Source organism: Cellulomonas sp. KU4C, from assembly GCF_056868065.1.
In genome coordinates this window covers 2,397,540-2,412,165 of record NZ_CP200322.1, presented here as the reverse complement: position 1 = coordinate 2,412,165, position 14,626 = coordinate 2,397,540, and the positions used below count along the sequence as shown (strand labels likewise).

The following is a 14,626-nucleotide window of genomic DNA, read 5'->3' as shown; positions in this document are numbered from 1 at the left end:
GCGGGGCGTCAGCAGGGGGTCGGCCGGGCGTCAGCCGGCCCGTCAGACGCCCGCGGGGTCCCGGAGCCGCTGGCTGATCACGGTCGTCACGCCGTCCCCGCGCATCGTCACGCCGTACAGCGCGTCGGCGATCTCCATGGTGCGCTTCTGGTGCGTCACGACGATGAGCTGCGAGTCGCGCTGGAGCTCGGTGAAGATCTCCAGCAGCCGCCCGAGGTTCGCGTCGTCCAGGGCCGCCTCGACCTCGTCCATCACGTAGAACGGGCTGGGCCGGGCCTTGAAGATCGACACCAGCAGCGCCACCGCGGTCAGCGACCGCTCCCCGCCGGACAGCAGCGACAGCCGCTTGACCTTCTTGCCGGCCGGCCGCGCCTCGATCTCGATGCCCGTGGTGAGCATGTCGTCGGGGTCCGTCAGCACCAGGCGGCCCTCGCCGCCGGGGAACAGCCGCGGGAACACCAGGTCGAACTGCGCGGCGGTGTCGCGGTACGCCTCGGTGAACACCTGCTCGACGCGCTCGTCGATGTCGCGGACGATCTCCAGCAGGTCGGCGCGGGACTTCTTGAGGTCGGCCAGCTGCTCGACCAGGAACTGGTGCCGCTCCTCCAGGGCCGCGAACTCCTCGAGCGCCAGCGGGTTGACCTTGCCGAGCTGCGACAGGGCCCGCTCCGCGGACCGCAGGCGCTTCTCCTGCTCGGAGCGGACGTAGGGCGCGAGCTCCGGCTCGGCGTCGGGATCGGGTGCGGCGCCCTTCGGCGGGGCCGTGAGCACCGGGACCGGCCGGTGCGGTCCGTACTCCTCGACGAGCACCGCGGGGTCGATCCCGAGGTCCTCCACCGAGCGGGTCTGCAGCTGCTCGATGCGCAGCCGCTGCTCGGCGCGGGCGACCTCGTCGCGGTGCGCGGCGTCGGTGAGCTGGGCGACCTCGCGCTGCCGCTGGTCGACCTGCGCGCGGACCTCCGTCAGGGCCGCCTCCCGCTCGGTGCGGGCGGCCTCGGCGGCGTCGCGCTCGTCGGCGGCCTGCGCCAGGGCACGGTCGAGGGCACCGAGCGCCTGACCGGCGCCGAGGGCGACGGCGGTGGCGACCGCGGCGTGCCGGGCCCGGGCCTGCTCGCGCTCGGCGGCCCGCTCGCGCGCGGCGCGCTCGGTCCGGGCTGCGCGGTCCAGCGACTCCGCGCGGCCGGACAGGGCGCGGGCGCGCTCCTCGGCGGTGCGCAGCGTCAGGCGCGCCTCGGTCTCGCGGCCGCGCGCGGCGGCGGCGGCCTCCCCGAGGGCGTCCCGCTCCCGGGTGCGGTCCTCGATCGCGGTGTCGGTGTCGGCGGGTTCCGCCTCCGCCGCGGCGAGCCGCTCGGTCAGCTCGGCGAGCTCCGCGCCCCCCGCGGCGAGGGCCTGCTCGGCGGTCGCCAGCGACGCCCGCACCCGGTCGGCCTCGGCCCCGGCGGCGCGGGCGGTGGCGCCGAGGTGACCCAGCTGCTCCGCGACGGCGGCGAGCGCGGCGTCGGACTCGTTCAGCTGCTCCAGGGTGCGCTCGTGCTCCGCGCGGGCGGTCGCGGCGGCCTCACGGGCCCCGACCAGCGCCTCGCGGGCCGCCGCGGCGCGCGCGTCGGCGTCCGCGGCGCCCGCGCGGGCCTCGTCGAGCGCGGCCTGCAGGTGCAGGGCGCTCGGGGCGGTCGCCGAGCCGCCGGACGCCCGGTGCGCGGCCAGGACGTCGCCCGCGCGGGTCGCCACCACCAGGTCCGGCCGGTCCGCGACCAGCGCCCGCGCGGCCACGAGGTCGTCGACGACCGCCACGTCCCGCAGCAGGCGGCGGACGGCGGGCAGCACGGCCGGCGGCGCCTGCACGAGGTCCAGCGCCCAGGCGGCGCCGTCGGGGGCGGTGCCGCGGGCCTCGTCCGCGCCCCCACCGGCGTCCGCCCCCGCCGCCACGACGAGGCCGGCGCGGCCCGCGTCCTGGTCGCGCAGGTACCGGATCGCGTCGACGGCGGCGCCCACGGACTCGACCGCCACCGCGTCGGCGGACGCGCCGAGCGCCGCCACGATCGCGTCCTCGTCGCCCGTCGCGACGCCGATCAGCGCGGCCAGCGAGCCGACGACGCCCGCGACCTCGTCGGACGCCAGCAGCGCCCCGGCGCCGTCCTTGCGCGTCAGGCTGAGCTCGAGGGTCTCGATCCGGGACGCCAGCGCGGCGCCGTCGCGCTCGGCCGCACCCAGCGCGGCAGCCAGCTCCTCGACGCGCGCGGCCGCGGACTCCACGGCCTCGGTCGCGGCCTCGTGCGCGGCGTCCAGGCCCTCCTCGCCCTCCTCGACCCCGGCGACCTGCGACTCCAGCGCGGCGAACGCGACCGACGCGTCCTGCCCGCGGCGCTCCGCCTCGGTCAGCGTGTCCCGGAGCCGGCCGATCTCCGCCTCGGTCGCCTCGAGCCGGCTGCGGCGCGCGGCGACCTGGCCGGCGAGCCGGGCCAGGCCCTCGCGACGGTCCGCTGCGCCGCGCAGCACCGTCGCCAGCGCCTTCTCCGCGGCCGCGGCGGCCTGCTCGGCCTCCTGGCGCGCCGCCTGCGCGGACTCCAGCCGGGCGCGGGCCTGGTCCACCTCGGCGACGAGCTCGGCCTCCGCGACGCGGACCCGCTCGGCCTGCCGCTCCAGGTCCGCCGGGTCCTGCCCGCCGGTGCGCTCCGGCGCGGCCGAGCCGAGCAGCCGCGCCCGGTCGGTGGCCAGCGAGGCCGTGCCGCGCAGCCGCTCGCGCAACGAGGACAGCCGGTACCAGACGTCGGACGCCTCGCCCAGCGCCGGCGCCGCCTCGGCCGCCTCCCGCTCCAGGTGCGCCAGCCGGGCCCGCGCGGAGTCGAGCGCCTGCTCGGCCTCCGCGCGCCGGGCCCGCAGCGCGGTCTCGTCGGCGACCTCCTGCTCCAGGGTCGCGGTGAGCTGCGCGAGGTCGTCGGCGAGCAGCCGGGCCCGGGCGTCGCGCACGTCGGCCTGCACGGTCTGCGCCCGCCGCGCGACCTCCGCCTGCCGGCCGAGCGGGCCGAGCTGGCGCCGCAGCTCGCCGGTGAGGTCGGTCAGCCGGGTCAGGTTGGCCTGCATCGCGTCGAGCTTGCGGAGCGCCTTCTCCTTGCGCTTGCGGTGCTTGAGGACGCCCGCGGCCTCCTCGATGAAGCCCCGGCGCTCCTCCGGCGTCGCCCGCAGCACGGCGTCGAGCTGCCCCTGGCCGACGATCACGTGCATCTCGCGGCCCAGGCCGGAGTCGGACAGCAGGTCCTGGATGTCCAGCAACCGGCACGCCCGGCCGTTGATCGCGTACTCGGAGCCGCCGTTGCGGAACAGCGTCCGCGAGATCGTGACCTCGGTGTACTCGATCGGCAGGGCGCCGTCGGTGTTGTCGATGGTCAGCGACACCTCGGCGCGACCCAGCGGCGGGCGGCCGGCGGTCCCGGCGAAGATGACGTCCTCCATCTTGCCGCCGCGCAGCGACTTGGCGCCCTGCTCCCCCATCACCCAGGCGAGCGCGTCGACGACGTTGGACTTGCCCGACCCGTTCGGCCCGACGACGCAGGTCACCCCGGGCTCCAGGTTCAGCGTCGTCGCCGAGGCGAACGACTTGAACCCGCGCAGGGTGAGCGTCTTGAGGTGCACGGGCCGCAGCCTAGTGCGGCTGCGGCCCGTGCCCCGGGACGACGGCGGTCAGGCCGGGAGGTTCGGGAACCAGAGCGCGATCTCGCGGGCGGCGGACTCCTCGGCGTCCGAGCCGTGCACGAGGTTCTGGGTGACCTTCAGGCCCCAGTCGCGGCCCAGGTCCCCGCGGATGGTGCCCGGCGCGGCGACGGTCGGGTCGGTGGTGCCGGCCAGCGACCGGAAGCCCTCGATGACGCGGTGCCCCTCGGCCACGACGGCGAGCACCGGGCCGGACTTCATGAAGTCGACGAGCGGCTGGAAGAACGGCTTGCCCTCGTGCTCGGCGTAGTGGGCGTGCAGGAGGGCGTCGTCCGCGGTGCGGAGCTCGACGGCCACCAGGGTGTAGCCCTTGGCCTCGATGCGGCGCAGGACCTCGCCGGAGAGGCCGCGGCTCACGCCGTCGGGCTTGACCAGGACCAGGGTGCGCTGGATGTCGCTCATGCGGACGACCCTAACGGGCGGCGCCGGGCTCCGCGGGACCGTCGTTCCCGGGCGCTTCGGCCGTCGGCGGCAGGGCCCGCGGCGGCAGGCCGCCCTGCGGCGTCTGGTCGGGGTAGGCGGCGTCGAACTCCGCCCGCTCCGCGTCGATCCGCCCGCCGAGCCGCAGCGAGACGAACCACAGCACCGCGAACAGCGCGCCGAGCACGTACATCAGCGGGATCACGACGCCGCACGCGATCACCAGGACCTGCGCGACGCTGCCCGCCACGTAGCCGCCGGGGGCGGTCACGAGGCGGGACAGCACCACGAGGACCAGGAACATCGAGCCCGCGACGACCCAGAGCGTCATCGGGGGGGCCGACCGCAGCCCGTACGCGGTCAGCGCCGCGAACAGCACCAGGACGCCCTCGAGGACGAGCATCATCGAGGCGAACTGGGGCTTGGCGGGACGCTTCCTGCGTGGGGGCCGCCCGGCGTGCATGCTCACGCGCCGAGGCTACCTGGGGTCGGCGGACGTGCCGGCCGTGGCCTCGCCGCGCGCCACCATGCCGGCGACGTCGGAGAAGCTTGACCTCGCGCAGGAACAGCGTGAGCACGAACCCGAGCGCCAGCAGCGGCACCAGGTACCAGAACGCCGGGGCCAGGGCCTCGGTGTAGGCGGTCACCACGCCGTCGTGCAGCTGCTGCGGCAGCTGGGCGACCAGGGCGGGCGTCAGCGACTCGGCGCTGCCCGTCGGGTCGACGCCCGCGGGGGCACCGGCGAACACACCCTCGAGCCGCTCGGACAGCCGGCTGGTGAAGATCGTGCTGAACAGCGCCGTGCCGACCGCCGCGCCGATCTCGCGGAAGAAGTTGTTCGCGGAGGTCGCGGTGCCGAGCTCGTGCGGGTCGACCGAGTTCTGCACCGCCAGGACGATCGTCTGCATCACGAGGCCGAGGCCGGCGCCGAGCACGAAGATCATCACGCCGAACAGCACCATCGACATGTCGCCGGTGATGGTGGTCAGCCACGCGAGCCCGAGGGTCGCGATGCCCATGCCCGTGATCGGGAACGCCTTGTACCGGCCGGTCTTCGTGATCGCGATGCCGGAGCCGATCGCGGTCAGCATCACCCCGACGGTCATCGGGAGCATGAGCAGGCCGGACTCGGTGACCCCGGAGCCGGTCGACATCTGCAGGAACGTCGGCAGGAACGCCAGCGAGGCGAACATGCCCATGCCGATGACCAGGCCGACGCCGGTGGCCAGCGTGAACGTGGGGTTCTTGAACAGGCGCAGCGGGAGGATCGGCTCCTGGGCGCGCAGCTCGACGAGCACGAACGCGACGGCGGCGACGACGGTGCCGACCAGCAGGCCGATGAGGCGGCCGTCGGACCAGTCGTAGCCGGCCTCGCCGGAGATCGAGCTCCACGAGGTGACGAGCACGATCCCCGACGTCGCCAGGGTCAGCAGCACGATGCCCGCGACGTCCAGCCGCCGGCCCGAGCGGTGGCTCGGCAGCTTGAGGGTGAACCAGGCCGTGACGAACGCGGCGATGCCGATCGGGATGTTGATCCAGAAGCACCAGCGCCAGTCGGCGTGGTCGGTGAACAGCCCGCCGAGCAGGGGGCCGGCGACGGCCGCGACACCGAACATGGCCCCCATCGGGCCCATGTACTTGCCGCGCTCCTTGGCGGGCACGATGTCCGCGATGATCGCCTGCGACAGGATGATGAGCCCGCCGCCGCCGAGGCCCTGGACGCCGCGCCACGCGACGAGCTCGCCGAACGACTGCGCGAAGCCCGCGCCCGCGGAGGCCAGCGTGAACAGGCTGATCGCGACGAGGAACGGCCAGCGCCGTCCCCACAGGTCGCCGAACTTGCCGTACAGCGGCATGACGATCGCGATCGCCAGGATGTAGATCGTCACGACCCAGCCCTGGTGCTCGACGCCGTTGAGCTCGCCGACGATGGTGGGCATCGCGGTGCCGACGATGGACTGGTCGAGGGAGGACAGCAGCATGCTCGCGAGCAGGGCGCCGAAGATCGTCCAGATGGTGCGCTGGTTCAGCTCCACCAGCGGCTTGTCGGGGGCGGGGGCGGTGGTCGCCATGGGCGTGGTCCGTTCTCGGGTCGGGCCGGCGCGCCGCCACGCGCGACGGTCGGTCGCCGGTGGCGCCGTCGTCGGCGGTGGTGCGTCTGGTGCGGGAGCGGGGCGGGCAGAGCCACCGCGCGGGGGCGTGGGGCGGGCGCGGACGGGTCGGTCAGGTCCGCGGGGCGAGGACCTGCGCGAGGTCGGCGACGACGGACGGCAGCTGCGCGTGCACGTCGCCCTCGCCGCCGGCGGCGTCCCAGCGCAGGAAGCTCGCGTGCGAGAGCACGACGAGCAGGGCGCCGACCATGAGGAGGACCGCCTCGTCGGCGGAGTCCCCGAGCCGGCGCCGGACCAGGGCCTCGATCTCGTCGTGCAGGCCCTGCACGTGGGTGTAGGCGCGCAGGAACAGGTCGGGGTTGCCCTTGGCGACCTCGAACGCGCGGGCCATCCGCTCCTTGCCGAGCGGCGGGTGGTCGAGGGCGCTGGCGACGAGGACCTGCATGTCGGGCAGCAGGTCGCCGGTCGGGCCGCCGGTGGCGAACGCCTCGGCGGCGGCGCCCTCGATGCGCCAGTGCTCCAGGCCGAGCACGGCGTCGTCCTTGGAGTCGAAGTAGTTGAAGAACGTGCGCACCGAGACACCGACCTCGGCGCAGATCTGCTCGACGGTGACGTTGTCGAGGCCGTGCTCCCCCGCGAGGCGGTGGGTGGCGTCGACGAACGCCTCCAGGCGGGCGCGCTTCTTGCGGGCCCGCAGCCCCTCGTCCTGACCGGTGGATTCCTGCACGCCATGCATTATTGCACACCGCGCAGCATTCTCACCCGCCCCTGCACCCGCTCCCGCTCCCAGGTCCGCGAGGGCGTACGAGACGCCGCCAGGGCGCACTCCGCGGAATACGCCCTCGCGGTGTCTCGTACGCCCTCGCGCCCGGCGGGGTGGCGGGTTGCGGGTGCGGGTGCGGGTGCGGTGGGTGGGGCGGGTCAGAGCTCGCCGAAGCCCTCGTCGACGGCGCCGACGAACGCGTCCACCGCGACGCGCGCCTGGGGGCCCGTGGCGGAGACCTCCAGGGTCCGGCCCTGCGTGGCGCCGAGCTGCATCAGCTCGAGCACGCTCGCACCGTTCACGCCGTCGACCTGCACGGCGGCGTCGAAGCCCGCCATCATCCGCGCCAGGACCGCCGCGGGCCGGGCGTGCAGGCCCATCGGGTTGCGCACCAGGACGTGGGCGGTGATGACGGTCGCCTGGTCCCCCGCGGCGTGCGGGGTCGGGATCTCGGGAGCGCCCTCGCCCTCGCCGCCGACCACCCCACCGCCCGCGCCCGCACCCGGGCCGGCCCCGGCGTCGTGCGCGAACGTCGCGCCGGCGGCCGTCGCGGCGCCGAGGACCTCGCCCACGGGCGCGCCGCCCGCCGCCGTCACGGCCGCCGCGACCGCCGCCTCGACGAACGGGGCCGCCGCGAGGTGCACCCGCGCCGCCACGTCCTCGTCGAGCATCTCGACGACCGACTCGGTGGTGAGCACCGCCGAGCCGAGGTCGGTCAGCACCACCGCGGACCGGCCCTCCGCCGTGGCCTCGACGAGCGCCGACTCCACCAGGTCGAAGCTGGCGCCCAGCCCCGCGTCGCCCGGCTCCCCGGTGCCGTTGCCGCCCGCGGCCACGATCAGCACGTCCGGGGCCATCTGCGCGGCGAGCTCCCGGGCGCCGTCGGCGAGCCGCGCCGAGTGCGAGACCAGCACCAGCGCGACCGGCGCGGTCATGCGGACGCCTGCGCCGCGGTGGCCGCCGCGGCCTCGAGCAGGAGCGCCGTCGAGGTCGCCCCCGGGTCCTGGTGCCCGGCCGACCGCTCGCCGAGGTAGGACGCCCGGCCCTTCGTGGCGACCAGCGGGATCGTCGCCGCCGCGCCGCCGCGCGCCGCCTCGGCCGCCGCCGCGAGCACCGCCGCCGGGGACGCGCCCGCGTCGGCCGCCGCGACCGCCGCCTCGACCGCGGGGGTCCACGCGTCGACCATCGTCTTCTCGCCCGGGGACGCCTTGCCCCGCACGACGATGCCCTCGAGCGCGGCCTCCAGCAGGGCGACGACGGCCGCGCTGTCCAGCTCGGGCAGCCCGGTCACCTTCGCCGCGCGCAGGTAGGCCGTCCCGTACAGCGGCCCGGCGGCGCCGCCGACCGTCGACATCAGGGTGGTCGCGACGAGCTTGAGCACCGCGCCGACGTCGGCGGGCTGCTCCTCGAGCGCGTCGAGCTTCGCGACGACCGCGGTGAACCCCCGCGTGAGGTTCTCGCCGTGGTCGCCGTCGCCGATCTGCCGGTCGAGCTCGATCGAGCTCCTCGCGGTGCTCGGTCACCACCTCGGCCGTCCGCCGCGTCCAGGCCACCGCCCACGCCGCACCCAGGGATCCGGTCATCCTGCGTTCCCACCTCCGCCGTCGAGCCGAACGGTCACGCCCCCGGTGTCGGACCCGGCCGGGCTACCAGTGCAGCGCGGCCGTGCGCACCGGCGCGTCCCAGAGCGCGGTGAGCTCGTCGTCCAACCGGAGGACGGTGACCGACGCACCCTGCATCTCCAGTGATGTCACATAGTTGCCCACGAGCGACCGGGTCACCTCGACCCCGCGGCCCTCGAGCAGCCTGCGTGCCTGACGATAGACGACGTAGAGCTCGGACAGCGGCGTACCGCCCATGCCGTTGACGAGCAGCAGCACCCGCTCCCCCGCGGCGAGCGCCAGGTCGTCGGCGACGGGCGTCAGCAGCAGCTCGGTGATCTCGTCCGCGCCGGCCAGCGGGATGCGTCGCCGACCCGGCTCGCCGTGGATGCCGATGCCGATCTCGATCTCGTCGTCCGGCAGGTCGAACGACGGCTTGCCGGCGTGCGGGACGGTGCACGCCGTCAGGGCGACGCCCATCGACCGCACGTTGGCGACCACCTTCTCGGCCACCGCGACGACCGCGTCCAGGTCGTCGCCGCGCGCGGCCGCGGCCCCGGCGATCTTCTCCACCGCGACCGTCCCCGCGACGCCGCGCCGCCCGGCGGTGTAGAGCGAGTCCTCGACGGCGACGTCGTCGTTCACCAGCACGGTGCGCACGGTCAGGTCCTCGGCGTCCGCGAGCTCGGCGGCCGTCTCGAAGTTGAGCACGTCACCGGTGTAGTTCTTGACGATCGCCACGACCCCCGCGCCGCCGTCCGCGGCCGCGAACGCCGGGGCGATCTGGTCGGGCGTGGGCGAGGTGAACACCGGGCCGGGGACCGCGGCGTCGAGCATGCCGTCGCCGACGAACCCGGCGTGCAGCGGCTCGTGCCCGCTGCCGCCGCCCGAGACCAGGCCGACCTTGCCGGCGACGACGCCCCCGGCCCGGGACACGAACAGCGGGTCGGTGTGCACCTGCACCACGTCGGCGTGCGCGAGGCCGAACCCCTCGACGGACTCGGCGACGACGGTGTGCGGGTCGTTGATGAGCTTCTTCACGTCGGTGGTTCCCTTCGGCGGGGGCGGTGCGCGGCGCCCTCGCCGCGCAGACCTCACACTCGCCCCGCAGGTCGTGGGCGTCAAGGGGCAGACGTGCGGCGGGCCTGCACATCGGTGCAGGCCCGCCGGGCGAAGTCCGTCAGGAGCGGCCGAGCAGCGTCCGCGCCTCCGCGACGAGCAGGATCGAGCCGGTCACCAGCACGGCCGCGCCGCGCTCGACGTCCCGCTCCGCGAGGTCGGCCGCGAGCGTCACCGCGTCGTCCAGGCGCTCGCGCACGTGCACCCGGTCCTCGCCGAACACGTCCTCGGCGATCTCCGCGAGGTCGTCGACCTCCATCGCCCGCGGGGTCGACGCCCGGGTGAGCACGATCTCGTCCAGCACCGGCTCGAGCACCGCGAGGATGTTCTCGGGGTCCTTGTCGGCCATCACGCCGAACACCCCGACGACCCGCTGGAACGCGAAGGCCTCCTCGACCGCGGTGACCAGCGCCTGCGCGCCCGCGGGGTTGTGCGCCGCGTCGACCAGGATCGTCGGGCTGGTCCGGACGATCTCGAGCCGGCCCGGGGAGTCCACGTCGGCGAACGCGACCTCGACGATCCCGCCCTCCAGCGCGGCGCCGCCGGCCATCAGCGCCTCCGTCGCGACCAGCGCCGCGAGCGCGTTGTGCGCCTGGTGCTCGCCGTGCATCGGCAGGAACACGTCGGTGTAGACGCCACCGGTGCCGCGCAGGGTCAGCAGCTGGCCGCCGACGGCGACGCGGCGCTCGACCACGTCGACGTCGATGCTCTCGCGGATCACCCGGGCCCCGCGCTCGGCGGCCGCCTGGAGGATCACGCCCTCGGCGTCCTCGTCCTGGGTCGCGAGCACCAGCGTGGCGCCGTCCTTGACGATGCCCGCCTTCTCCCCCGCGATCTCCACCAGGGTGTGACCGAGCCAGCGCTCGTGGTCGTAGGCCACCGGGGTGATCACCGCGACCTCGCCGTCGGCGACGTTGGTCGCGTCCCAGCGGCCACCCATGCCGACCTCGATCACCGCGACGTCCACCGGGGCGTCCGCGAACGCGGCGAACGCCATCACCGTGAACACCTCGAAGAACGACAGCCGGGGCCGGCCCGCGGCCTGCTCCTGCACGTCGACCATGTGCACGTACGGGGCGACGTCCTGCCAGGTCGCGACGAACAGCTCGTCGGAGATCGGCTCCCCGTCGACCGCGATCCGCTCGGTCACCCGGGTCAGGTGCGGGCTGGTGAACCGACCGGTGCGCAGCCCGTGCTCGCGCACCAGGCGCTCGATCATCCGGGCCGTCGACGTCTTGCCGTTGGTCCCGGTGACGTGCACGACGCGGTACGCGCGCTGCGGGTCGCCCAGCAGCTCGCAGACCGCCCGCACCCGGTCGAGGGTCGGGTCGATGTCGTGCTCCGGCGCCCGCTCGAGGATGCCCGCGTAGACCTCGTCCGCCGCACGGCGGGCCGCGCGCGCGGCCTCGTCCTTCAGGTGCGCCGCGCCGCTGGGCGCCTTCGTGCCCGGCTGGTCGCGGTCGGAGCCGCTGCCCGTGCGGACGCCGTCGTGCTCGCCCGTGATCTCGCGCTCGCGGACGTCCTGGGGCTCGTCCTCACGCTGGTCGTCCTGCTGGTCGTCGTCGTGCTCGTGCCGGTCCTGGCGGCTCACGCGTCCGTCCTCTCCACGGCGACGTCCAGCGTCCCCGCCTGCTCGGTGGTCCGGACGTCGACCGTGGTGGCCAGCGTCTCGGACGCGATGAACTGCTCGTGGGTGCGGACCGCGGCCTCGTCGGCCGCCGACACGGTCAGCGTCAGCCGGATCCGGTCGGTGACGGCCAGGCCCGCGGCCTTGCGCGCGTCCTGCACGGCCCGGACCACGTCGCGGGCGTAGCCCTCGGCGCGCAGCGCGTCGTCCAGCTCCAGGTCGAGCACGACGAACCCGCCGGACGGCAGCACCCCCGCGGCGAGCGTCCCGTCCGCGCCGCCGACGACGTCGATCGCCGTCGTGAGCTCGTACTCGGACGCCAGCACCGGCACGTCGCCGTCGTCGGTCCGGACCACCACGGTGCCCTCGGCGTCCGTCGACCACGCACCGGCCTTCGCGGCGCGGATCACGGCCTGCACCCCCCGGCCCAGGCGCGGGCCGGCGGCGCGGGCGTTCACGGCGAGGTCGCGGCGGACCGCGACACCACCGGCGGCGGCCTCCTCGACCGTGGACAGCACGACGTGCTTGACGTTGAGCTCCGCGGCCAGCAGGTCCACGAACGGCGCGAGCGCCGTCGGGTCGGCCGTCGCCACCCGCAGCTCGCGCAGCGGCTGCCGCACGCGCAGGGCGTTCGCCTTGCGCAGGCCGAGGGCCGCGGACACCGCCTCGCGCACGCCGTCGACCGCGGCGACCAGGTCGTCGTCGGCCGCGAGCGCCACGTCGTCCGCCGACCCGTCGCCGAGGGTCGGCCAGTCGGTCAGGTGCACCGAGCGCCCGCCGGTCAGGCCGCGCCAGACCTCCTCCGACAGCAGCGGCGCGAGCGGCGCCATCACGCGGGTGAGCGTCTCGAGCGCGGTCCACAGCGTGTCGAACGCCGCGGGGTCCTCGTCCCAGAACCGGTCCCGCTGGGTGCGGACGTACCAGTTGGTCAGCAGGTCCAGGTGCACGCGCACCGTCTCGCAGGCGCCGGGCACGTCGTACGCGTCGAGCTGCGCGGTGACCTGCTCGACGAGGCGACGCGTGCGGGCCAGGACGTACCGGTCCATCGTGCTCAGCGGCGTGCTCGCGGTGACGCGCCCCGCGGTCAGCCCGGCCCCGCCGTCCGCCGCGTTGGCGTACAGCGCGAAGAAGTACCAGGTGCTCCACAGCGGGAGCAGCACCTGGCGCACCTCGGAGCGGATGCCCTCCTCGGTGACCACCAGGTTCCCGCCGCGCAGGATCGGCGACGCCATGAGGAACCAGCGCATGGCGTCGGAGCCGTCGCGGTCGAACACCTCGGACACGTCCGGGTAGTTGCGCAGCGACTTGCTCATCTTGCGGCCGTCGGAGCCCAGCACGATGCCGTGCGACACCGACGTGCGGAACGCCGGCCGGTCGAACAGCGCGGTCGCGAGCACGTGCAGCACGTAGAACCAGCCGCGGGTCTGCCCGATGTACTCCGTGATGAAGTCGCCCGGGTAGTGGTGCTCGAACCACTCGGTGTTCTCGAACGGGTAGTGCACCTGGGCGTACGGCATCGACCCGGAGTCGAACCACACGTCCAGCACGTCCGGGATGCGGCGCATGGTGGACGCGCCGGTCGGGTCGTCGGGGTTCGGGCGGGTCAGGTCGTCGATGTACGGGCGGTGCAGGTCCGGCTCACCGGCGGCGTTCAGCGGCAGCCGGCCGAAGTCGGCCTCCAGCTCCGCGAACGAGCCGTAGACGTCGATCCGCGGGTACCGGTCGTCGTCGCTCACCCACACCGGGATCGGCGTGCCCCAGTACCGGTTGCGGGACACCGACCAGTCGCGGGCGCCGGCGAGCCAGTTGCCGAACTGGCCGTCCTTGATGTGGTCCGGCACCCAGGAGATGTCGCGGTTCAGCTCGACCATCCGGTCGCGGAACGCCGTCACCTTGACGAACCAGGACGACACGGCCTTGTAGATCAGCGGCTTGCGGCAGCGCCAGCAGTGCGGGTACGAGTGCACGTACGACGCCTGGCGCAGCAGCCGGCCGTCGGCGCGCAGCCGCTGGGTGATCGGCTTGTTCGCCTCGAACACCTGCAGGCCCTGGAAGTCCGGGACCAGCACGGTGAACTTCCCGCCCTCGTCCACGCTCAGCACCGTGGGGATGCCCGCGGCCTCGCAGGTCTCCTGGTCCACCTCGCCGTAGGCGGGCGCCTGGTGCACGACACCGGTGCCGTCCTCGGTGGTCACGTACTCGGCGAGCAGCACCTGGAACCCGTGCTCGGCCATGCCCGGCTGGTCCGCCAGGTAGTCGAACAGCGGCTCGTAGCGCACGCCCGCGAGGTCCGCGCCGCGCACCTCGCGGGTCACGGCCGCCAGCGCGTCCTCGGCCGACGCGTAGCCCAGGTCCTTCGCGTAGCCCTTCACGAGCTCGCGCGCCATCAGCAGCTGCGTGGCGGCGGCGCTGGTCCCGTCCGGGCCCGCGGGCAGCACGACGTACGTGACGTCCGGCCCGACCGCGAGCGCCGAGTTGGTCGGCAGCGTCCACGGGGTCGTCGTCCACGCCAGCGCCGCGACGCCGGTCAGGCCGAGCTCGTCCGCGCGCGCGCCGGTCAGCGGGAACGTCACCGTGACCGTCTGGTCCTGGACGTCGGAGTAGACGTCGTCGTCCATCTTGAGCTCGTGGTTGGACAGCGGCGTCTGGTCGTTCCAGCAGTACGGCAGCACGCGGTAGCCCTCGTACGCCCAGCCCTTGTCGTAGAGCCGCTTGAACGCCCAGATCACCGACTCCATGAACGTCGGGTCCAGGGTCTTGTAGTCGCGCTCGAAGTCCACCCAGCGCGCCTGGCGGGTCACGTAGACCTGCCACTCGTCGGTGTACCGCAGCACCGAGGTCCGGCAGGCGTCGTTGAACGCCTCGATGCCCATCTCCTCGATCTGGGACTTGTCCGTGATGCCGAGGATCCGCTCCGCCTCGAGCTCCGCCGGCAGCCCGTGGGTGTCCCAGCCGAACCGGCGCTCCACCCGGCGGCCGCGCTGCGTCTGGTAGCGGCCGACGATGTCCTTCGCGTACCCGGTCAGCAGGTGCCCGTAGTGCGGCAGGCCGTTGGCGAACGGCGGGCCGTCGTAGAACACGAACTCGTTCGCGCCGTCCTGGCCCGTCTCCCGCGCGTCGATCGACGCCTGGAACGTCCCGTCGGCGTCCCAGTAGGCGAGGACGTCCTTCTCCAGCGCCGGCAGGTCGGGCGACGCGGGCAGCCCGAACGAGGCGCCGGGGGCGGTGGGCGCGGCGTGCTTGCCGGAGGGCGTGCGGTGCAGCGGGTAGGCCATGA

Annotated in this window: 8 protein-coding genes and 2 pseudogenes; all 10 read right to left on the bottom strand. The window is 74.8% G+C overall.

Annotated features, from left to right (window positions below; translation table 11 throughout):
- Positions 1-42: 42 nt before the first annotated feature.
- The 10 genes and pseudogenes from smc to ileS all read right to left on the bottom strand — a co-directional run bounded on the left by smc (position 43) and on the right by ileS (position 14,624).
- Complete coding sequence (smc, locus tag AC1VL8_RS11470) at positions 43-3,630, bottom strand: chromosome segregation protein SMC (RefSeq protein WP_483075251.1); 3,588 nt, start codon at positions 3,628-3,630, stop codon at positions 43-45.
- Positions 3,631-3,678: 48 nt separating this feature from the next.
- Positions 3,679-4,110: a nucleoside-diphosphate kinase gene (gene ndk, locus AC1VL8_RS11465; protein ID WP_389227269.1), complete on the bottom strand. Its 432-nt coding sequence runs from the start codon at positions 4,108-4,110 to the stop codon at positions 3,679-3,681.
- 10 nt (positions 4,111-4,120) lie between these two features.
- Complete coding sequence (locus tag AC1VL8_RS11460; protein ID WP_483076241.1) at positions 4,121-4,531, bottom strand: DUF4233 domain-containing protein; 411 nt, start codon at positions 4,529-4,531, stop codon at positions 4,121-4,123.
- A gap of 75 nt (positions 4,532-4,606) precedes the next feature.
- A pseudogene (locus AC1VL8_RS11455) lies at positions 4,607-6,200 on the bottom strand (MDR family MFS transporter).
- A 151-nt stretch (positions 6,201-6,351) separates the two neighbouring features.
- The gene (locus AC1VL8_RS11450; RefSeq protein ID WP_483075250.1) at positions 6,352-6,966 is read right to left on the bottom strand and encodes a TetR/AcrR family transcriptional regulator; all 615 of its coding nucleotides are present in this window, start codon (positions 6,964-6,966) and stop codon (positions 6,352-6,354) included.
- Positions 6,967-7,160: 194 nt separating this feature from the next.
- Complete coding sequence (gene dhaM / locus AC1VL8_RS11445) at positions 7,161-7,937, bottom strand: dihydroxyacetone kinase phosphoryl donor subunit DhaM (protein WP_483075249.1); 777 nt, start codon at positions 7,935-7,937, stop codon at positions 7,161-7,163.
- Positions 7,934-8,585: pseudogene (dhaL, locus tag AC1VL8_RS11440) on the bottom strand (dihydroxyacetone kinase subunit DhaL). Before dhaL ends, dhaM begins: the two are co-directional and overlap by 4 nt.
- Before the next feature lie 63 nt (positions 8,586-8,648).
- Positions 8,649-9,644, bottom strand: coding sequence for a dihydroxyacetone kinase subunit DhaK (gene dhaK / locus AC1VL8_RS11435; RefSeq protein ID WP_483075248.1), 996 nt, complete (start codon positions 9,642-9,644; stop codon positions 8,649-8,651).
- A 139-nt stretch (positions 9,645-9,783) separates the two neighbouring features.
- Positions 9,784-11,139 carry a bifunctional folylpolyglutamate synthase/dihydrofolate synthase gene (locus AC1VL8_RS11430; protein ID WP_483076240.1) on the bottom strand — a complete coding sequence of 452 codons (1,356 nt, stop codon included), beginning with the start codon at positions 11,137-11,139 and terminating at the stop codon, positions 9,784-9,786.
- 170 nt (positions 11,140-11,309) lie between these two features.
- Positions 11,310-14,624: an isoleucine--tRNA ligase gene (gene ileS / locus AC1VL8_RS11425; RefSeq protein ID WP_483075247.1), complete on the bottom strand. Its 3,315-nt coding sequence runs from the start codon at positions 14,622-14,624 to the stop codon at positions 11,310-11,312.
- Positions 14,625-14,626: the final 2 nt, after the last annotated feature.